An 18585-nucleotide genomic window follows, 5' to 3' on the forward strand; every position below is an offset into this window, starting at 1 on the left:
GTAAATCAGGCCAATTGTTCCAGCACGGCTTCCAACGCCTCCAGCATCCCGCGCACATCCTCTTCCGTAATGACCAGCGGTGGCTGAAAGGCAAGCACATTGCGATTTACCCCGTTCTTGCCGATGATAAACCCACGTTCCAGCATGCCTTCAAGCACATCATCCGTAAGCCTTGCCGCTGCATCAGGATCATCAGCTCTCAGCTCTGCTCCCAGCATCAGACCTTCTCCTCGCACCTCGGATACACACATAGGGAAACGGACAGCAAGCCGTTCCAGACCCGCACGCAGCAATGCCCCCAACTGCTCAGCACGTTCAGGCAAACGATGTGCCTCAATGTAGTCCAGCACCGCCAGTGCAGTCATGGACGATACGGGATTTCCCCCGAACGTGGAAGCCGATGGACGGTTGAAGCTGGCGGCAATCTCATCCGTCGTGGCAAAGCCCGCGATCGGAATACCGCTGCCCAGCGCCTTCGCCATAGTCAGGATATCCGGCGTTACCTCATAACGGTCCATGGCAAACATCCGCCCGGTCCGGCCAAAGCCGGTCTGAATTTCATCAGCAATCAACAATACTCCGTATTGCTCTAGCAGCCGCTTCACTTCAGGGAAGTACCATTCCGGGGGCGTCACGATCCCGGCATTGCCTTGAATCGGTTCAACGATCATCGCAGCGAAGCTGTCGCCCTTCTCCTCCAGAACGCTCGTCAGAGCTGCAATCGAACGACGGCCTGCTTCGTCGGCGCTCATTCCTGGCTCAAAGGGGCGTGGGATGAAGGTCACATCCGTGTCCTGCGCAAGCTCAGGGTCTGTACGCCACATCTTCAGACCAGTTACGCTCATCGTCAGGTACGTTCGGCCATGCAGCCCTTGTTCCAGCGCCAGAAAGCCTCTACGGCCCGTATGAAGGCGAGCGAGCAGCAAAGCCCCCTCATTCGCTTCCGAGCCGCTGTTGACGAAGAACGTGCGTCTCAGGCCGCCTGGCAACACATTAGCCAGCCGCTCAGCCAAATCCACGTTAGGCTGCGTCAAATAAATCGTACACGTATGCTGCAAGGTTCGTAGCTGCTCTGCCGTACGTTCCGCAATCTCGGGGTTACAGTGACCACTGGCAACCACAGACACACCGGCAAAGAAATCGGTGTACTGCTTGCCATCGTGACCATACAAATATTGCATTGCCCCCCTCACCAGTTGCGGTGGATTGCGGTAAAAATGACTGGTGCAAGGATAGAAATATTGTTGACGCTTCTCCAAAATACCGTCTGGCCCGATATAACTCTGCATGTTCTCCGCTTCCCTTCCCTTTTCGTTTACTTGCCATCCCCTGCTCTTGAACTTGTTAATGAAGCGCTGGAGCGCTCTCGGCTTCCTCCGTTGGGGCTTCTGCCCCTGCTCCGGCCATACCGCTGGCACTGCCACCATCAAATTGCAATGCGCCCAGCGTATAGCCTGCGTAAACAGGTACAAGCTCCTCGAATTGTTTGGATGATACCGTAGGGTCAGCCAATGCCGCTTTGTAGGCACGAACGATGGTGCCAAGCTGCTCTGGACGATAGGTGGCTCCTTCAATGCGGAACACGGATAAGCCAGCGTCCACCAGTTCCTTAACGGCTGGCATCAGGCAAAGCTCTTTGGCCATCATAAGATGATTCCGGCCGTGAACGTCCCGATACACCGGATTCTCGCCTTTATCAGTCATGAGCACCAGAATGCTATTGTCTACATAATGATTATCTTCTTCTCCGATTGACTGGAAGGTCTCCGCATTTTCATATAGATCATGCTCCATATACATCAGAGCTGGTGAACCGTGGACAATGACCTCCAGAGGTCCTGGCGTATGGGCTAACAAGCCCGTCAGGTCCTTCAGCGGCAGCTCCATGGATGCAGTCAAGCGGGTAACGCCCAGTTCACGGTAGAATGCCGCAGAGAGCGGATTGTATACGTTGAGGTTAAAGTCGCCAATGAGCGGATATCCTTTGTCCGCAAATTTGCGGATGGCGCCCAGGTTGGTAACCATCAAGCCATCAAGGGGCAATCGTTCTCCGGACAATAAACCATCATAGATTTCAAAATGCAGCTCAGTCATCATACGCGGGAGACACAGGACCAGCTTGGCATCGCCCTTCATAGAAGCCAGTGCCTTGATGTCTTCCTTGGTAAACGGACGATCCGGTTCGTACACATCGCCGGAGAGATAGATATAGTCTGCGCCCGCCTCCAAAGCCGCTTTGGCCTGCGAGAAATTATTCACATGCACAGACACACCTGGTTGTACAGTGCTCTTATCAGAGCCAGCTAGCTTCTTCTCATGGCCCACAGATGCCAATGCAGCGCGAATGACGCCAACCCGCTTCTCGCCAAGTTCGCGTTCTGCGGTTGGCGTACTGAATACCTTGCCGGTGCTGTAAAATTTGCCGGTTCCCTCATAACGACGGTTAATATTAGTTAATCCCGGGCGTCCGAAGGCGTAGCCGGTAGAGAAATCACGTTTGCGGTTCTCATACAACAACTTGGTATCCTGACTGCGTTCAAAGCCAACAGGGTCATTAATGTAACGATCGATCGCATCACCATAAGCCTGAACCAGCATCAGTACAAAATCTACATCACGCATCCGACCTTCTATCTTAAAGGATGTAATCCCTCCATGAATCAATTCAGGGATATGTTCATACATGAACATGTCTTTTACAGCCAGTGGGTATTCCGCAGGATACACGTTGCCATCCTTCTTCACCCGGTAATCCCAGCGACATGGCTTGAGACATTTCCCGCGGTTGCTGCTCATGCCAAATACCATGGAACTGAAATAACAGTTAGCCCCATGCACCGAGCACATATCGCCATGAATGAAATATTCAAGCTCCATACCGGTCGCTTGTCTAAGATGCCGCGTAGTCATCAAATCCATTTCCCGCGAAGTGACTACCCGTGTAACGCCCAGTTCTTGCAGCGCACGAACCATTTCTACATTATGCACGTTCATCATGACCGAGGAATGCACCTTAATGCCAAGTCCCATTTCCCGAATTAAGGACAAGACGGCAAAATCCTGCACGATAATGGCATCCGGGCCGGCCGAATCCAGAAACTGCAAGTATGTCCGCGCCTCTTCAAGCTCACCTTCATTAAGCAGGTTGTTGACGGTGACGTATACCTTTTTCCCCAAACCATGAGCGATCCGGACCGCTTCCGTAATTTCCTCCAAGGTAAAATTATACCCTTTGCGCATTAAGCGCATATTCAAGCTGGGACCACCCAGATAGACAGCGTCGCAGTTCGCTTCAATTACTTTTTTAAAAATTTCAAACGTCCCCACAGGTGCAAGCAGCTCTACTTCTTTTCCGTTAAAATAACGTGCCACAGTTGTCTCCTCCTTACCAAAATCCATCTTCAAGCTAGTTTCTTTTCTTCTCTGTCTACTTGTTGCTAAATCCAATGATATGCCACACTCGCTACGGCCAATAAAATATAGGAGACCACGAACCACGTATCCCGTTGCCTCCATGCCAGATAATGATACTCTGAACGCGCAGCACCAATGATGTAACCACGCGATTCCATCGACAGCACCAATTCCTCCGCACGGCGGAACGCACTAACCGTGACCGGTACCAGCAGTGATACCAGCATCCGTCCCTTCTCCTTCCAGGGAAGTTCCTTCAAATCGGCTCCCCGGGCAGCCTGGGCCTTCACGATCTTCTGCGTCTCATCGAGAATGGTTGGAATAAAGCGCAAAGCGATGCTCATCATCAGCGTAAGACGGTCCGCGGAAATACCAATGAGGCGCAGCGGCTTAAGTACGCCGTTCATCCCCTGATTTAACAGCCCAGGTGTGGTGGTGAACGTTAGAATTGCGGTAAATGAGACCAGCATGGCCATCCGTAAGGCGGCGATCCCTCCGCTGCTCAGGCCGGCCTGATAAAGCGTCCATGAGCCAATCTGCCACAGTGGAGGACCTTCCTTCACCGCCAGGCATTGCACGATAAATATGAATACCATCAAGGTCCATAATGGCTTTGCCGCCTTCAAATAGTATTTGAGCGGAATGCGCGTGGACAACATATAAGCTAGCGAAAATATCGCGACCCCTGCCAGCGCAATCCAGGATTGAACGGCTACGATAGCCACAAGATAAAGGACCATGCCGGTCAGCTTGGCCCGCGGATCAACGCCGTGGACCCAAGAGCCCGTATCAATACTGCGTCCAAACAACAGCTTGTTGCGCATATTAGCCGTCCCCCTCTCTGGAAGTTTCAAGGCCCAGCGGGGCCTCTTCCTTAGGTAACGGTGTAACAGCATTCCCCACTTGATCCGACAAGACAGCCAGACGGTCGGCCAGCGACTCTGCGGTCAAGCACGGTTCTTCCTCTTCAAGCCCGTAATGTGCCGCTACTTCATTCCAATAGCGAATACAATCAGGAATGGCCAGACCGGATGCTTGCAATCGTCCTGCTTCCTGAACCAGTTCCTTCACACTTCCCTGAAACGACTTATGCCCATCCTCCATCACAATCCATTGATCGGCAAAGGGCAAAATTTCTTCCATCCGGTGTGTAACGACCAGCACCGTCTTCCCCTCTTCGCGATGCAATCGCGACAGCATGCTGGCAAGCTCTGACCGGCTCTGCGGGTCCAGTGTCGCCGCCGGCTCATCCAGCGCAATGATATCGGGCTCCATGGCGAGCACCGAAGCGATCGCTACCTTACGCATCTGTCCACCGCTTAAGTGGAACGGATTGCGCGGGAGAAATGAATCATCAAGGCCAACCAGTGACAGCGCTCTGCGGGCGCGCTGCTTGGCTTCATCCGGGGTACAACCAAAATTTAGCGGGCCGAAGCAAATGTCCTTCTCCACCGTATCTTCGAACAACTGCTGTTCAGGGAACTGAAATACCAGACCCACCCGGCGCCGCAACTCTCGCAGTGGAGGGGCTTTATCACCGGCCTGCATCGTAACATCAAGCACCCGCAGCTTACCCTCTGTGGGCTTTAGAATTCCGTTAAAATGTTGCATCAGCGTCGATTTGCCCGAACCGGACGCCCCGGCAATCCCGGCAAACACCCCCGTCTCCAGATGCAAACTGATTTGTTCGAGCGCACTATTTCGCCATAGGCTATGCTCGTCATAAGCAAAGCTCACCTGTTCAAAGTCAATGGACATCCCCGAGTCCCCCCTTATCCCCGCTCTAACTTAAGCTCTTTCGGGAGCTCCAGTCCACGTGTTCTTATAGCATGCTTTAATCGGATACGATAGGGGGCAATCAGCCGGCAGGAATCAAGCAAAGCTCCATCCTCAAACAGCTCTGCGGGGGACAGGTCAGCCACTACGCTGCCTCCTCCAAGCACAATGGCCCGGTCTGAAGCAAGAATCTCATCGGCATCATGTGTAATGGAGACCATTGTATAGTTACCGCTGCCCTGCATCTCTTCCAGTATAGCCAGTAGTTCTCCGCGAGCTTTCTCATCTAACATAGAAGAGGCCTCATCAAAAATAATGATGCCTGGCTCCATCGCTAAAATCGAAGCGACGGCCACCCGCTGTTTTTGCCCGCCGGAAAGATCCGCAGGATGTTTGGACAACAGATGGCCGATTTGCATTTTTTCCGCATATTCCTTTACACGTTCCACCATCTGCTCTCGCGGCAAGCAGCGGCCTTCCAGGCCAAAGGCAATATCCTCCTCAACTGTGGCTCCGATAAATTGATTGTCTGGGTTTTGAAAGACCATTCCAATACGTGGACGCAACCTGGCAACCGTATCCCGGTCCAGCCGGGTGCCCTCCACCCAGATTTCTCCGCCATTGACAGCGAGCAAGCCGCCAAGCAACTTGGCCAAGGTCGATTTGCCGCAGCCGTTAGGCCCCACTAGCGACACCCAGCTTCCCGAAGGGATATCGAGCGTGATTTCGTGAAGTACAGGATGGTCCGGATGATAGGCAAAAGACACTCGCTGCAATTCGTACGCCAGTCCATTCTCACTCATGGTTCTCTCTCCCCTCGGTATGCTAAAGCCAACGCTAGTTCAATTTGTTCAGTCCTTTTCGGTAAGAAAGCCTTCAAACAGCTCCAGCTTGGATAAAGCCGGGATCAAATATCTGACGGCAATCCCGACGGCGATGCCTGTCAACACGCCCATAATCAGAAGCATCGGCAGGTAGTAAAAAATATTGGAGGTACGGAAATAAAAAGCCGCAGCGGTGAGCTGCCCCACATTATGCGCAATTCCGCCGACGATGCTGATTCCGATGACGCTCAGCTTTTTCCGGCCCACTGCAAGCAGGAACCACATGGCCGCAAAGCTGAATAGCGCCCCCATAATACTAAATAAGAAACTGGAAAAAGTTCCGAATATAAACGCTGTTAACAAGGTCTTTAACAACACCATCATCAGCGAGTCTCTCGCTCGCAGGAAGTACAGGCAGGTCAGGACCATAATATTAGCCAAGCCAAGCTTGGCCCCTGGGACGCCCATATTAATAGGAATCGAAGCCTCAATCAGGCTTAATACGACAGAAACGGCCGCGAATATCGCAATAATGACCGTTCTCTTTAACATCAAATTGGATTGCTCATTTAATGAGCGCATCTACATCGTCCCCTCCCCCGGTAGCTACTACTTCAACCATTAATTTGTGAGGAAGGCATACGATGGTCCCCCCGTTCCGATCAATAAAGCCAAAGGTTAAACACACTTTATCCGGGCAATCAGCGTCAATCATTTCAATACCATAGCTGTGAACTTTGAGCTGGTTGTAACCAAACTCCGTGTTAATATCGATCGTCTGTTCTTCCCCGGTTAAAGCCACCGTCTTGAACAGCTTCCCGTCAACCGTAATTTTGGCAACTCGTTCTTCATTGTTGTGATTGTTTTCACTTGTGTTGTTGCCGAGCCATCTTGGCACCAAAAAAACCAAGGCGACCGCCACAATTAATCCGATTAACAGGATATCTCCGCGTTTCATGGCAAACTCCCTTATTTTTTAAATATGTAAATCTTAGATTAACCTATTATACATGGTCTTTCATGTCCTTAAGTGTGATTTATGTCTCTTTGTATTATGCTTTCTTTGCTTTTCACAAAATCATCACCTAAGAAGGTATATTATGGAACGATATCTGGCTATTTTAGCGCTTGTTTGCAGGAAGTGCAAGCAAGCATGGTTGCATTTTCTCCACAATCAAGTATACTAGATATTGAATTGTTAAAAAACCCGCTTGATCGTTCCTCAAAAGATTATAACTCTCCTTATACCGTTTCGGTATGAAATTCCTATTTGAATGACCCAATAAGAGTAAGAATTTTAAGGTTTTTCTGATTCAAACTGGCGCGGTCATCGGAGCCGCAAGGACAAATGAGAGGTAGGGCTTTTGTTGTTTTAGAAATACGCTATTCGTTAGTTGTAGTCAAAGCAGGAACACCGGGGTGTCTTTCTACGTGTACAGGAAGACCTACGTAACAATACAGAGCATTAATTAAGAAGGAAATCACTTAGACTCAACTCTAAGTAATTTCCTTTTTATTTCCTGTGCGGAGCATTCAAGGCTTCTTATGTTCCATCATAAATTTTAACGGATCATAACCAGCCTGCGGGGCAGCCAGATACGAATCATAGAAAGCAATCTTCAGATCAACCAAATTCAGGTTTTTCTTGGAGTCCTCAATTTCCCGCTGGATGGCTTTACGATGGTTCTGCAACAGCTCTCTCCGTGCAGAAGCGGTGTCCGGACCTTGCATGACTAAATCCATATATTCCTTGATGTTCTTGACCGGCATCCCTGAATTCTTCAGGCAGCAGATCAGCTTGATGACTTCCAGGTCGTTCTCACTAAATGTCCGGTTTCCGGTACTATTCCGATTGATAAAAGGCAAAAGTCCTTCTTTGTCATAATAGCGAATGGTATGGGCAGTAATATTGCAGGCCTCCGCCACCTCGTGGATCGTGTACATAATCAATGTCTCCTTAAAAAGGTTGTTCAAAAAGTCGTCTTCCCATGACGAAGTTATTCGAGGAGTGAATTCGACATCGAATCTTGAATTCAGCCGGGCCAAGCGTATGCTTCCGTAGTATGTTTCCTTCTGAAACATTTGAGTTGCTCACGTACCCACTACGTACGCTCCGCTACTCAGCCCCTAGCTTCATCCAATCTTCTCGGTCCTAGAAACTCTACTTTTTGAACACGCACTAAAATAAGATAAATACCTTCGTTTGACTTAGACAGAACTCTAAATGCTACCCTTAGTATAAAGCACACCCGGGGACCGCTCAAGGCGCTTCATGTAGGGATGCGTTTTAATTTCCAATATAAAATGATAAGGAGAATGTATGATGTCCGAAGGAATGAAGCGTGATTGGACTGCCATGGACATTCCCGCGCAAAAAGGCGTCACCGTTGTAATCACCGGGACCGGGGGAATTGGGTATGAAACTGCGTTGGAGATGACTCGCGCAGGAGCCAACGTAATTATGGCTGGTCGGAACGATTCGAAAGGGAATGACGCGATCACCAAGATTGGCGACCTGGTTCCCGGAGGCATGATTCGCTTTGAGAAGCTGGATTTGGCCGACCTTGAATCTGTTACAGCCTTTAGTGAACGCATGAAGTCACAACACAAAAGCATCGATGTATTAATTAACAATGCCGCCGTCATGAGCCCGCCTCAGCGTAAGGTTACGAAGGATGGATTTGAGTTGCAATGGGGCACTAATTATCTTGGACATTTTGCCCTAACTGCACAATTACTTCCCCTCTTAACAGCAGCAACTCAGCCTAGGGTAATCACCTTGAGTAGTGTAGCCCATCGTTCAGGTGCACTCAATTTTGATGATTTGCAATCGGAGCGTCAGTACAAACCCATGGAAGCCTACGCACAATCAAAACTGGCTTGCCTGATGTTTGCGCTGGAACTGCAACGTCGAAGCGATGCTGCGGGCTGGGGGATAAAGAGTCTGGCGGCACATCCGGGAATTTCAAGAACTGAATTAATCCCTAACGGATCTGGAAAAAACAGCCCGGCAGGCCTAGTTCGACGTTTATTCGGTCCATTCTTTTTCCAGCCAGCAGCTCATGGAGCCTGGCCCTCTCTTTTTGCCGCAACAGCAAAAGAAGCAACAGGGGGTACTTATTACGGACCCTCCAAGTTGAATGAGCTTAGAGGTTATCCCTCGGTAGCGAAGATCGCTCCGCAAGCCTTGGATACCAAGGCAGCCTCCAGACTATGGGAAGAATCTGAAAGGTTAACACAGAGCAGGCCCTGGCGTGAATAGCTACTGCTTGTTTGGCTTAGAATAAGCTTGTCTTTCCAAACGAATGTAAAGGGGTGTTAAGCATGCGTGAAGGATTAATTCCCACCGTTCTTGGAGCCGTAGTGTCAGCTTCTGCCGCATCTTTGCTCGGAAGCAAGTATAAGCTTGCCGCTACTGGTGTGCTTGGATTTGGCTTGGCCCATATCGTGCTCGGCGCCATAGATCTGATCGAGCACCGCTAAGCTTTGCTTTGGAAGACAAGGGTTGTCCTGCGGGATAACCCTTCCCTTAACCTGTATATCCCAAGCCTTTCAAATCTCAGAGTAAATTGTTAGGCAAATAAGAGAGCAAATAACCACCGGCAAAAAGCCGGTGGTTATTGAATAAATAAACTGTTGTGTTAATTAGATGATATTGACACCGCCACTCACATACCCTGCAGTGGTAGAGGCAATTGCCAGACCTGTTGATCCAGCCGAAACCACCAATAACAAACGAGTTCCTTCTGTGACAGGTATATTTAAGGGCCCACTATTTCCTGAAATAACAGTACCTATTGAAATTAATCCCGTAAGAGGAGGAAGCGTGACCAACCCACCTGCTACTGGAGAGAAAATATTGTTAGGTGTGGTTGATTGATACAATTGAGCTGTAATTATTACTGATCCAAGACCTAAGCTTAGTCCCGCTGTAACGCTGAAATATGCCGAGATTGAAGTGATGGCGCCATCACGCGGCATCGACCACGAGAAGTTGGTAAGCAATCCAGCCGCACCAGTAAGGTCAATGGTTGCTCCCAGAACGTTGGGCAATAACCCGGAATTCCCAAAGCCCACAACAGCAGGAAGTCCAGCCAAACCACCTACTAGGGTTGTTGGTGCTACGGGTGTACCTGATGCAAACGGAATAATAGCCCCTTCACCAGCTGGGCCGGTTGGGCCTGCTGGACCCGTCGCTCCGTCTGCTCCCGTTGGGCCTGCTGGACCTGTCGCTCCGTCCGCTCCCGTTGGGCCTGCTGGACCTGTCGCTCCGTCCGCTCCCGTTGGGCCTGCTGGACCTGTCGCTCCGTCCGCTCCCGCTGGGCCTGCTGGACCTGTCGCTCCGTCCGCTCCCGCTGGGCCTGCTGGACCTGTCGCTCCGTCCGCTCCCGCTGGGCCTGCTGGACATTGAGAGTATCTTCACTGTGGATCAGGGAGAAGAAGCGCGAAATGTATTCAAGACCGATGATCCTGAGCATCCCGGTGTCTCCCGCCGGGCCTGCTGGACCTGTCGCTCCGTCCGCTCCCGCTGGGCCTGCTGGACCTGTTGCTCCGTCTGCTCCCGCTGGGCCTGCTGGACCTGTTGCTCCGCCCGCTCCCGCTGGGCCTACAGGACCTGTCGCACCGGTTGCGCCAGTCGCACCTGTAACTCCGTCCGCTCCCGTCGGTCCTGCCGGACCTGTGGCACCCGTTGGGCCCGTAGCAGACATCGTGTTTTCAATCTGTACGTTAGCAGAGCCTTCCGTTACAATGATATCCAGCGTATTGGACAAGAAGTTAAGATTCTCCAAGGCTCCCACCGTAGCAGAGCCTGTGGTACCAAATACATTAAACAACAGTTCTCCAGGAGTTAAAGGTCCTGTGGGGCCCGTTGGACCAACAGGGCCTGTGGGGCCAACAGAGATAGGCAAGGACATAATGGTATCCAGCTTGCTTTGCAGCAGCCATTCCTTTTTCGTAGACTCCTGCAAAGTGCTTCTGACACTTTCATTAATCGTGAGCAAATCACTAATGGTTGGTGCAGGACCTGACAACCCGGGCAGTGTCCCCAACACATATTGCAACTTCTCGCCCTCGGCATTAATGATGTGACTTAATCCCAGTTCCTCCATAGCGATGGATGATAGCAGCAAATTAATAGCGTCTTCTCGAGATAATGTAACGGACGGAGTAATATTGGGAAAATTAGCTTGCGACATACATTTTCCTCCTCAAATTGTCTCTGAACACATGCCGTACATCTTCAGAAAAAACGCATAGACAATAGAGCAAGCAATTACGTCATCCTGTACGGCCTACATCCCAGTTGGCTTTTTTCCAAACCTGCTCTTGCTTTTAATCTTCTTGCTGACGTTCTTGCCGCTCGCGATCCATTTCAACAACCTGCCCCATCTTCATCATTAGCATCATTTCCTTCAGAATGACTCCTTGCATCATGGTACTCATGGAACGCTGCATTAGCATCAATTGTTCCATCGTAGGTGCAGAAGGCATATCTGATCCATTCTCCAAAGTACCCAATACATATTGCACCTGCTCCGCTCCCGCATTCACCATATGGGCTATTGCCATCTCCTCCATGGCAATGGAGGAGAGGAGCATCACGATGGTTTGATCCATATCAACGGATATGACAGGCGTTATATTCGGCATTCCCGGTTGACTCATGACCGTTCACCTCTTCCTGCATATCCGATTTTGTCTAGCTTCAATCTTGCATCCAAGAAATTGGGGTATGCCTTAAGGGCCCGCAGGAAAGCCGCTTCAGCCAAGGCTTCAGACCCAAGCGCCTCATAACATATCCCAATAAAGTACTCGGAATAGTAGCTGCCCACGCCGGCTTTACTCAAATGGATGCTGCATTGTTCACCCATTTCAAGACATTTTTCAAAAACCTCAATAGCCTCGGCATACCTTCGCTGTCCATGCAAAATGACTCCTTCGTAAAACTTCAAATCCACATAGTCCGGATACAGCGAAGTGGCGAGTCGAATGCCCTCCAAGGCATTGGCGATGCTGTTCGTTTCAACCAGAATGGCATACTTCAGGGCATAGAGTATGGAAGGCGGTAATTGCCGGGCATGGAGAAATTGAGCTATGGCTTGATTCACATAATCAAAGGCCTGCTCATATTCACCAATACGGTAATATTCACTTCCAATATGGTAATCCACCCATAAGCTGCTGTTGTCTCTGGCTTTCTCTTCCAGCAGCATGCTCAAGTTACGTTCGTGCTTTTGTTTTCCGTGGATGGCTTGATTCATGTATCCATAATGATGGATACGAACCGGCAGCACCGTCAACCCCGCCCCGGAAGCAACCACTCTCCTTTCCTCCTCTGGCAGATACAATTGTTCATGTATGGGATTAGTAAAGTGAAACCCCAGATGATTACGGAATAACCGATGGTGGGCTAAGGTGTACATTTGATAAGGATTAGGCTCACCATCTCCGTAATAATTTCTGAGTTGCAACAACAGTATATTCTCATTTCTGGAATGGAGTTCCAGTCTCAGGACATTTGCATCCCCTGGCTCCATTTCTTCATCCCCATCCATCCACAAAATCCATTCTCCCTGGGCCTTCTCCAAGCTAAAATTGCGTGCATTGGCAAAGCTGCCGTCCCAAGGATAACTGAACACTTCCGCTCCGTAAGCCTTGGCAATGTCTATGGTGTTATCGGTTGATCCAGTATCCACTACGATGATCTCGTCTACTTCTTGCCGGACACTGTCAAGACAGCGTCCGAGATTCTCGCCCTCGTCCTTGACGATCATGCACAGTGACAGTAACACGTCAGCTTCTCTCCCTTCTGTAAGAGGCTCATTTCTTGACACCCAACCGGGTGTTAATCAGGGGCCGGGCTCCTCGAACTGCCGCCTTGGATGGTGCTGCTTTGGCCTTCTTGGTGGTTTGTGGGGTCTTGGTTATTCGTGGTGTTGAATCGATATTCTTCTTCGTAAAGTGAGCGGCCGTTGGATTCAATTGAACACTGCTAGAATGTACGGTTGGAGTACCAGCAGGCGAAGTAGGCGACAAAACTCCCCCCTTGGAACTGGGTGCTTCGGACTTCTGAGCGCGCAAGAAAGCCCCCGCAATGCGCTTGTTCAAGCGCAGCAGTTGTTCAAAGCTTTCTTCAACTGTGTTCCCTGGCATACTCTGGCCATTTTCTTCAATTTGCCCCAACAGTTGCTTGACAGCACCTTGGTAATTCTGAAGTGAAAGAGTGAATGCAGGGCCAGCTTCATTCCTCTTCATCTTCGGCCTCAGGCTCATCATGATCATAGTAATGTTCCCCGCCAATATGAGGTCCGAAGCCGATAATAGGTCCGGTCCCAGGTCTGCCCCAATCTTCGCCGCCTTTGCCCCAATCCGTTTGTTCCCCCCAATCTTCGCCCCAGTCTTCCCCCCAGTCCTCAGATTGTGCGGGATCGGCTGGGTCACTTGGATCGCTAGGATCAGAGGAAGGATCAGCTAGCGAAGCCGGATCTACTGGCAGCACTGGATACGGGGGATCGGCCGGGTCCGCGGGATCAGCCAAAGCTGTAATTTGGGCTGGATCGGCTGAGACCGTTGCACTGGATACCGCACTTGCTACCCTAGCTTGAGGGTCAGTACAACTCGGGTCGGTAGCACAACTGTACTCCAGCGTATGGTCAATCTTCCGCAACAGCAGCCATTCCTTCATGATGATCATATCCATAAGTTGTATGGTTTGAACGGCATGCCGGCATAGCAAGTTGCTTCGATCAACGACCGGCAACGTGGCCGATGCCCCCATCAAACTACGCAGCTTCTCAGCCTCGGTGTTCATCAGGTGGGCAAGAGCAGTTTCCTCCATAGCCACCGATTTGAGGAGATCATTCACGACCTGCTCACGGTTCGGCCGGTGCGGCTCCTCCGGTATTGTTGGCATACTCATTGATAAGACCTCCCAAGGGAACGTAAAAAGTCGGTATAGACACACATACTCTAAGAATATGAGGCAGGGCAACCCAATATGATTAACAATAACCTTTGTATCTGAGGAGGGCTTGCCTTGATTACCGTCAGTTTGTGCATGATCGTCAAGAATGAGGAACAGTCATTGGAGCATTGCCTCACATCCATAGCCGATTTGGTAGAGGAGCTTATCATCGTAGATACCGGCTCCACAGATCGCACTGTGGAGATTGCGCATCGCTTCCAGGCCCGCGTCTTCTTCTTCTCCTGGATTGACGACTTTGCCGCTGCACGCAACTATGCCTTTGAGCAAGCGACGGGAGACTACATTATGTGGCTTGATGCAGATGACCTTCTGCTTGAAGAAGACCGCATGAAGTTAAAAGCTCTCAAGGAGCAGCTAGACCCCACCGTAGATTCGGTAACCATGCTCTACCATTTATCCCGTGACAAATATGGCAACAGTACCTTTAGCTTGAGACGTAATCGACTAGTCCGCAGAGAAGCAGGCTTTCGGTGGGCCGGCGCTGTGCATGAGTATTTGCAAGTTGGTGGCAAGCTCATGAACAGCGATATTTCCATTCAACATATGGGCAAGGCTTCCGAACGGGACTCTACTCGCAATCTACGAATCTATGAGAAGCAACTGGAGCTTGGAAGGACGCTGTCTCCGCGAGACCTTTATTATTATGCCAACGAGTTAAAGGATCACGGTAAGCTGGATAAGGCCATCCACTACTATCAAGCCTTTCTTGGCGATGGCAATGGTTGGGTCGAAGACTGTATTGCAGCCTGCGGGAAGCTGGCCGACTGCTATCATGAGCTTCAAAATGAGCAGGCTGCACTGGATGCCACAATGCGAGCTCTGAAGTATGATGCTCCACGCCCGGATACTTGCTGCCGAATGGGTTATCATTTTTTGCACGCAGGGAATTATACGGCGGCGGTCGTCTGGTACCAATTGGCATTATCCATCCCCCTTCCCGAACACTTTCTGGGTTTCAATAACCCCACCTGCTCTACCTGGTTGCCTCATTTACAGCTAAGCGTCTGCTACGACAAGCTTGGCAAATATGAATTGGCCTGCCAGCACAACGAGCTTGCTCTATCCTATCGCCCGGAAGATGAGATGATGCTCGCTAATCGCCGTTACTTCTCCGCCCGCCTGGATCAAACCTTGAATGCCGTCATCTTCAGAGAACCCACATCTAATCAGCAGCCGGATTCTGGTCAAGGGTCATCAGGCGAGGTGGCACATGACTAATTTAGACCAACAGGGAGAACTTCTTTCATTAAAGGAGAATCCCCACATCATCATTGCCAGTCCAATTCGCCAGTCGCCTGCCATTTTAAGATGGTTCTTAAAGTCCCTGGAGCGGCTGATAACATCCACTATGAACATCAGCTATTATTTCATTGATGAGAATGATGATCCTGATGCTTCAGAATTGCTTCGCACATTTGCAACCAATCATCCAGACACGCTCCTGATTACCAAGAAAGCTCCCTCTTCCTATCTCCGTAATGAAACTACCCACTATTGGAGCCATGAACTGATCTGGAAGGTCGCCACCTACAAGAATGAAATGATAGCCTATGCCATACAGCAAAACGTGGACGCGTTGCTGCTCATTGATTCCGATATTCTCCTTCATCCGCAGACCTTGGAGCAATTGTACAGTTGCAGGAGGCCGATTGTATCGGAAATATTTTGGACCCGTTGGCAGCCTGATGCTTATCCCCGCCCCCAAGTGTGGATGATGGATGAATATATGCAATGGGAGCAAGCTCCGGGGGAGAAGCTGAAGAAGGAAGAAATTCGGGAGAGGTCTGAACGCTTTATCGCAATGCTTAATATTCCGGGTTTATATCCAGTCGGGGGATTGGGAGCTTGTACCTTAATTAGAAAGGAAGCACTTCTTCGCGGGGTTAGCTTTGACCCCATCTATAATTTATCTTTCTGGGGGGAAGACCGTCATTTCTGTATCCGTGCGGCTGCGCTGGGTATCCCTCTTTATGTTGATACTCATTACCCGGCCTACCACATCTACCGCGAGAGCGATTTGCCTGGGAGCGAGCAATTTCTCAAAGATACGGCTGTTGCAGAAGAGCATACCCTTGCTTGGGTCCCTGATACACCGAAATTGCCTTCCGTAGCGGGTAAGGAATTCGATAATGCAAGGGAGGACAATTGTTCCGCTATCTTCCCTCCGGTCCGGGTCAAGTCAGGTAACTCTATCATTCATACCCTCCCCTTGCTGATCCGGCAAACTACCAGGGAGAAGGATTTGTCTATGACCCTGGAATGTCTGCGGAGCTTAAGCCGTTCTCCGGAGCATCACGTCATTGTCTACCATCAAGGGGAGCTGAACCGTAACGAACTGGAGCATCTGTTGTTCCGCAGCGGGGTTACTGCCGAGGTGCTTGGCGATGGGCATAACGTCGGAATTGCCCAGGCCCGCCAGGCTTGCTTCGAGCATATTTACACCCATTATTCAGACACTCCTTATATTTCCGAGATCCATGTGGATATGTACTTCCCTGAGAATTGGTATCTTCCACTCATTCAATATCTCGACGATCACGACGACCCCATGATTTGTCCGGGCATATTAACGTCTTCCGGAGAGTTGCTTCCCCTGAAGCAACAGGTGACCTTGCCCGAGAATGAACAAGAGTTGCTGGCCTTGCTTGCAAGTCTCCCGCAGAGCGGTGTCCGCCCTGGCTTTGTGCATCCAGTCATCCATCGAAGGGAAGCACTGGAGTCTGTCGGCGGATATGATTTGCGTTATTTTGCGGGGAAGCAAGGCTACGAGGACGACAGTCTGCTAATTGGATACGCCAACTATATGGGAACGCGTACCGACTGGCGCCCCAAATGTCTGCTCTCAAGCTGGGTATACCACGCGACCATGGCGCAGCGCATGTCCCTACCGGATAAATGGACCGATTTCGACCTCAATCGTAAGGCGTTACTCCGGCAATACGGAGGTTATGGGCTAGAGCAGCTAGCTCTTTTACATGACAACCCGGACTTCAAAGTGATGCTGGAGCATTATCTAAACGAGCCAAAGGAGTGATTGGTACAGTGACATCGCGTCAGGAAGAATTACAGCAACATGTGTGGGAACGACTGTGGTCGCAGCCCGTGTCCTACGAATGGGATAGCGTTAGCCAAACGGTATATGAGCAGCTTATCGCTTTGGGAGGAACCCTGAGGGGCTTAAATATCGCGGAGGCAGGCTCGGGCACAGGGAAAATATCGCTCCGGCTCGCCCGTGAGGGAGCAGAGGTTACTCTAATCGACTATAGCCAGCAAGCACTCGCTAACAGTAAAGCGGCCTTCGATAAGGAAAGCTTGTCTGCCAACTACCTGTTTGCCGATATAAGGGAGATTCCGTTGCCCGACCACAGTGTGGATCTGACCTGGAATGCCGGTGTGCTGGAGCATTTCTCTCATGAGGAGCAGGTACGCATCGTGCAGGAAATGATACGAATCACCAAGCCCGGCGGGCTGCTGGTCATCCTTACCCCTTCTGCCGCTTCCCTGCCCTACCGTCTAGGGAAGTTTGCCGCTGAGCAATCCGGAAAGTGGATGTATGGCCAGGAGACACCCGTAGGCACGATGGAGCAGGTATTCCGCGATGCAGGTCTGACCCTTCAGGAGGAATCGCGCATTGGCTTCCTCGACAGCCTGGCTTTTCTGGATTTTATCGCTGGCACAGGTCCGCTTAAGCAAATTGCCCGCCAGTGGTATCTCACTCTTACAGAGACCGAGCAACGGGAGTTACCTGGCTATCTGCTATGTTCTGTAGGCCGAACCGCTCCAATCCAGTCGGAGGATCTTACATCAACAAGCAAGGAGGAGCAAGGCACAGTGGTTCCCGGCGGCTTGAAGCAGGCTATGGCCCGCATCGTTCAGGCCCAGCAGTTGATTCGGGAGCACCACACTCCTCTTGAAGATACTTCATCCGATGAACTGACGCGCTTCCAGCAAGTGGAGGCTTCCACCTGGCTTCCACTTGTCTCCATCCTTAATCGATTGCTTAACGAGCGAGCGACCGCTGGTAGCCCGGCCCGTGTGCTGGATATCGGACCCGCTTACGGTACACTGCTGCTGTTCAGTGCCCTCTCGGGTGCAGAGTGCTACGCTCTGGATAACACCACGCAATATTGGTCAGATGCGTTAGCCACTAGGTACGGGCTGCAATGGATTCAGCGTGATATTGAAGCAGCCGGGATTCCCGGTTCAGCCACCTATGATATTGTGTTGCTGACCTCAGTGCTGGAGCATTTACGCTACAATCCTTTGCCTGTACTCCGTAATATCCATGCCCGGCTGGCAACGCCAGGAAGCCTGCTTCTGACGACACCGTGGAAGCGGTATGTCGATCCTCTGTCTCCCGCCAAGGATTTTACCGATTTGCCTGAGTATAGCCATCAGACCATAGCCGATGCCGCCCCTCTCTCTCCATCGTCACAAGAATCCGTCTCCATCAAGCTTTACAGCATCGATGAGATCTATGCTCTGGCCGAAGCTGCCGGGTTCAGTATCCAGTCTCTGCAGCCCTTCAACGGCTATTTGCAGGTGTGGCTGATTAAGCTGTAGTAGGAGTTCTATGGCAGGGCG

Annotated in this window: 18 protein-coding genes and 1 pseudogene; 6 read left to right on the forward strand and 13 right to left on the reverse strand. The window is 50.8% G+C overall.

Annotated elements, in window-relative coordinates:
* Window positions 1-5 precede the first annotated feature (5 nt).
* The 8 genes from BN3279_RS06410 to BN3279_RS06445 form a co-directional block, all read right to left on the reverse strand.
* The gene (locus tag BN3279_RS06410) at window positions 6-1289 is read right to left on the reverse strand and encodes an aspartate aminotransferase family protein (protein WP_059049821.1); all 1284 of its coding nucleotides are present in this window, start codon (window positions 1287-1289) and stop codon (window positions 6-8) included.
* 55 nt (window positions 1290-1344) lie between these two features.
* On the reverse strand, window positions 1345-3372 hold the full coding sequence (locus BN3279_RS06415; RefSeq protein ID WP_059049822.1) for a peptidase U32 family protein: 2028 nt from the start codon (window positions 3370-3372) through the stop codon (window positions 1345-1347).
* A gap of 65 nt (window positions 3373-3437) precedes the next feature.
* Entirely contained in the window at window positions 3438-4238 is an 801-nt protein-coding gene (locus tag BN3279_RS06420) for an energy-coupling factor transporter transmembrane component T family protein (RefSeq protein ID WP_059049823.1), read from the reverse strand.
* Window position 4239: 1 nt separating this feature from the next.
* Window positions 4240-5172, reverse strand: a complete 933-nt coding sequence (locus BN3279_RS06425) for an energy-coupling factor transporter ATPase (protein WP_059049824.1) — start codon at window positions 5170-5172, stop codon at window positions 4240-4242.
* Window positions 5173-5186: 14 nt separating this feature from the next.
* The gene (locus BN3279_RS06430; protein WP_059049825.1) at window positions 5187-5993 is read right to left on the reverse strand and encodes an ATP-binding cassette domain-containing protein; all 807 of its coding nucleotides are present in this window, start codon (window positions 5991-5993) and stop codon (window positions 5187-5189) included.
* Window positions 5994-6041: 48 nt separating this feature from the next.
* Window positions 6042-6596: a Gx transporter family protein gene (locus tag BN3279_RS06435; protein ID WP_059049826.1), complete on the reverse strand. Its 555-nt coding sequence runs from the start codon at window positions 6594-6596 to the stop codon at window positions 6042-6044.
* Window positions 6580-6972 carry a NusG domain II-containing protein gene (locus BN3279_RS06440; RefSeq protein WP_059049827.1) on the reverse strand — a complete coding sequence of 131 codons (393 nt, stop codon included), beginning with the start codon at window positions 6970-6972 and terminating at the stop codon, window positions 6580-6582. Before BN3279_RS06440 ends, BN3279_RS06435 begins: the two co-directional genes overlap by 17 nt.
* Before the next feature lie 575 nt (window positions 6973-7547).
* Entirely contained in the window at window positions 7548-7958 is a 411-nt protein-coding gene (locus BN3279_RS06445) for a MerR family transcriptional regulator (RefSeq protein ID WP_059049828.1), read from the reverse strand.
* Between the two features lie 379 nt (window positions 7959-8337).
* Here BN3279_RS06445 and BN3279_RS06450 point away from each other — a divergent pair, with 379 nt between their 5' ends.
* Together BN3279_RS06450 and BN3279_RS06455 are read left to right on the forward strand one after the other, a co-directional pair.
* Window positions 8338-9276 carry an oxidoreductase gene (locus BN3279_RS06450; RefSeq protein WP_059049829.1) on the forward strand — a complete coding sequence of 313 codons (939 nt, stop codon included), beginning with the start codon at window positions 8338-8340 and terminating at the stop codon, window positions 9274-9276.
* Between the two features lie 62 nt (window positions 9277-9338).
* On the forward strand, window positions 9339-9497 hold the full coding sequence (locus BN3279_RS06455; protein ID WP_018749814.1) for a hypothetical protein: 159 nt from the start codon (window positions 9339-9341) through the stop codon (window positions 9495-9497).
* A gap of 162 nt (window positions 9498-9659) precedes the next feature.
* On the opposite strand, the gene BN3279_RS23565 is transcribed toward BN3279_RS06455, so the two are convergent.
* Window positions 9660-10166, reverse strand: coding sequence for an exosporium glycoprotein BclB-related protein (locus tag BN3279_RS23565; protein ID WP_187377760.1), 507 nt, complete (start codon window positions 10164-10166; stop codon window positions 9660-9662).
* A gap of 242 nt (window positions 10167-10408) precedes the next feature.
* On the opposite strand from BN3279_RS23565, the pseudogene BN3279_RS24180 reads away from it, so the two are divergent.
* Window positions 10409-10507: pseudogene (locus tag BN3279_RS24180) on the forward strand (hypothetical protein); the annotation flags it as partial.
* A gap of 841 nt (window positions 10508-11348) precedes the next feature.
* On the opposite strand, the gene BN3279_RS06465 reads toward BN3279_RS24180, so the two are convergent.
* Genes BN3279_RS06465 through BN3279_RS23955 form a run of 4 tightly spaced genes read right to left on the reverse strand, consistent with a single transcriptional unit; the run spans window position 11349 to window position 13935 of the window.
* A complete protein-coding gene (locus tag BN3279_RS06465; RefSeq protein ID WP_059049831.1) occupies window positions 11349-11681 on the reverse strand; it encodes an alpha-helical endospore appendage domain-containing protein in 333 nt (110 codons plus the stop codon).
* Complete coding sequence (locus BN3279_RS06470; RefSeq protein WP_148466811.1) at window positions 11678-12808, reverse strand: glycosyltransferase; 1131 nt, start codon at window positions 12806-12808, stop codon at window positions 11678-11680. Before BN3279_RS06470 ends, BN3279_RS06465 begins: the two co-directional genes overlap by 4 nt.
* Window positions 12809-12836: 28 nt before the next feature.
* Window positions 12837-13271 carry a hypothetical protein gene (locus BN3279_RS06475; protein WP_059049833.1) on the reverse strand — a complete coding sequence of 145 codons (435 nt, stop codon included), beginning with the start codon at window positions 13269-13271 and terminating at the stop codon, window positions 12837-12839.
* Window positions 13258-13935, reverse strand: a complete 678-nt coding sequence (locus BN3279_RS23955; RefSeq protein WP_187377747.1) for an alpha-helical endospore appendage domain-containing protein — start codon at window positions 13933-13935, stop codon at window positions 13258-13260. Before BN3279_RS23955 ends, BN3279_RS06475 begins: the two co-directional genes overlap by 14 nt.
* Before the next feature lie 117 nt (window positions 13936-14052).
* On the opposite strand from BN3279_RS23955, the gene BN3279_RS06485 reads away from it, so the two are divergent.
* The 3 genes from BN3279_RS06485 to BN3279_RS23355 are packed head-to-tail and all read left to right on the forward strand — an operon-like array spanning window position 14053 to window position 18564.
* A complete protein-coding gene (locus BN3279_RS06485) occupies window positions 14053-15219 on the forward strand; it encodes a tetratricopeptide repeat-containing glycosyltransferase family 2 protein (protein ID WP_059049834.1) in 1167 nt (388 codons plus the stop codon).
* Window positions 15212-17035, forward strand: a complete 1824-nt coding sequence (locus BN3279_RS24190) for a glycosyltransferase family 2 protein (RefSeq protein WP_232436774.1) — start codon at window positions 15212-15214, stop codon at window positions 17033-17035. Before BN3279_RS06485 ends, BN3279_RS24190 begins: the two co-directional genes overlap by 8 nt.
* A complete protein-coding gene (locus BN3279_RS23355; RefSeq protein WP_232436775.1) occupies window positions 17032-18564 on the forward strand; it encodes a methyltransferase domain-containing protein in 1533 nt (510 codons plus the stop codon). Before BN3279_RS24190 ends, BN3279_RS23355 begins: the two co-directional genes overlap by 4 nt.
* Window positions 18565-18585 lie beyond the last annotated feature (21 nt).

Origin of the sequence: Paenibacillus senegalimassiliensis (assembly GCF_001486585.1) — a bacterium.
Taxonomy (GTDB): domain Bacteria; phylum Bacillota; class Bacilli; order Paenibacillales; family Paenibacillaceae; genus Fontibacillus; species Fontibacillus senegalimassiliensis.

What these genes read in the sequence shown, in the direction of transcription:
- BN3279_RS06465 (WP_059049831.1), bottom strand. Translation starts at nt 11,681, where the DNA reads ATGAGTCAACCGGGAATGCCGAATATAACGCCTGTCATATCCGTTGAT.
- BN3279_RS06435 (WP_059049826.1), bottom strand. Translation starts at nt 6,596, where the DNA reads ATGCGCTCATTAAATGAGCAATCCAATTTGATGTTAAAGAGAACGGTC.
- BN3279_RS06420 (WP_059049823.1), bottom strand. Translation starts at nt 4,238, where the DNA reads ATGCGCAACAAGCTGTTGTTTGGACGCAGTATTGATACGGGCTCTTGG.
- BN3279_RS06440 (WP_059049827.1), bottom strand. Translation starts at nt 6,972, where the DNA reads ATGAAACGCGGAGATATCCTGTTAATCGGATTAATTGTGGCGGTCGCC.
- BN3279_RS23955 (WP_187377747.1), bottom strand. Translation starts at nt 13,935, where the DNA reads ATGAGTATGCCAACAATACCGGAGGAGCCGCACCGGCCGAACCGTGAG.
- BN3279_RS06445 (WP_059049828.1), bottom strand. Translation starts at nt 7,958, where the DNA reads ATGTACACGATCCACGAGGTGGCGGAGGCCTGCAATATTACTGCCCAT.
- BN3279_RS06450 (WP_059049829.1), top strand. Translation starts at nt 8,338, where the DNA reads ATGTCCGAAGGAATGAAGCGTGATTGGACTGCCATGGACATTCCCGCG.
- BN3279_RS06475 (WP_059049833.1), bottom strand. Translation starts at nt 13,271, where the DNA reads ATGAAGAGGAATGAAGCTGGCCCTGCATTCACTCTTTCACTTCAGAAT.
- BN3279_RS06410 (WP_059049821.1), bottom strand. Translation starts at nt 1,289, where the DNA reads ATGCAGAGTTATATCGGGCCAGACGGTATTTTGGAGAAGCGTCAACAA.
- BN3279_RS06425 (WP_059049824.1), bottom strand. Translation starts at nt 5,172, where the DNA reads ATGTCCATTGACTTTGAACAGGTGAGCTTTGCTTATGACGAGCATAGC.
- BN3279_RS06455 (WP_018749814.1), top strand. Translation starts at nt 9,339, where the DNA reads ATGCGTGAAGGATTAATTCCCACCGTTCTTGGAGCCGTAGTGTCAGCT.
- BN3279_RS24190 (WP_232436774.1), top strand. Translation starts at nt 15,212, where the DNA reads ATGACTAATTTAGACCAACAGGGAGAACTTCTTTCATTAAAGGAGAAT.
- BN3279_RS06430 (WP_059049825.1), bottom strand. Translation starts at nt 5,993, where the DNA reads ATGAGTGAGAATGGACTGGCGTACGAATTGCAGCGAGTGTCTTTTGCC.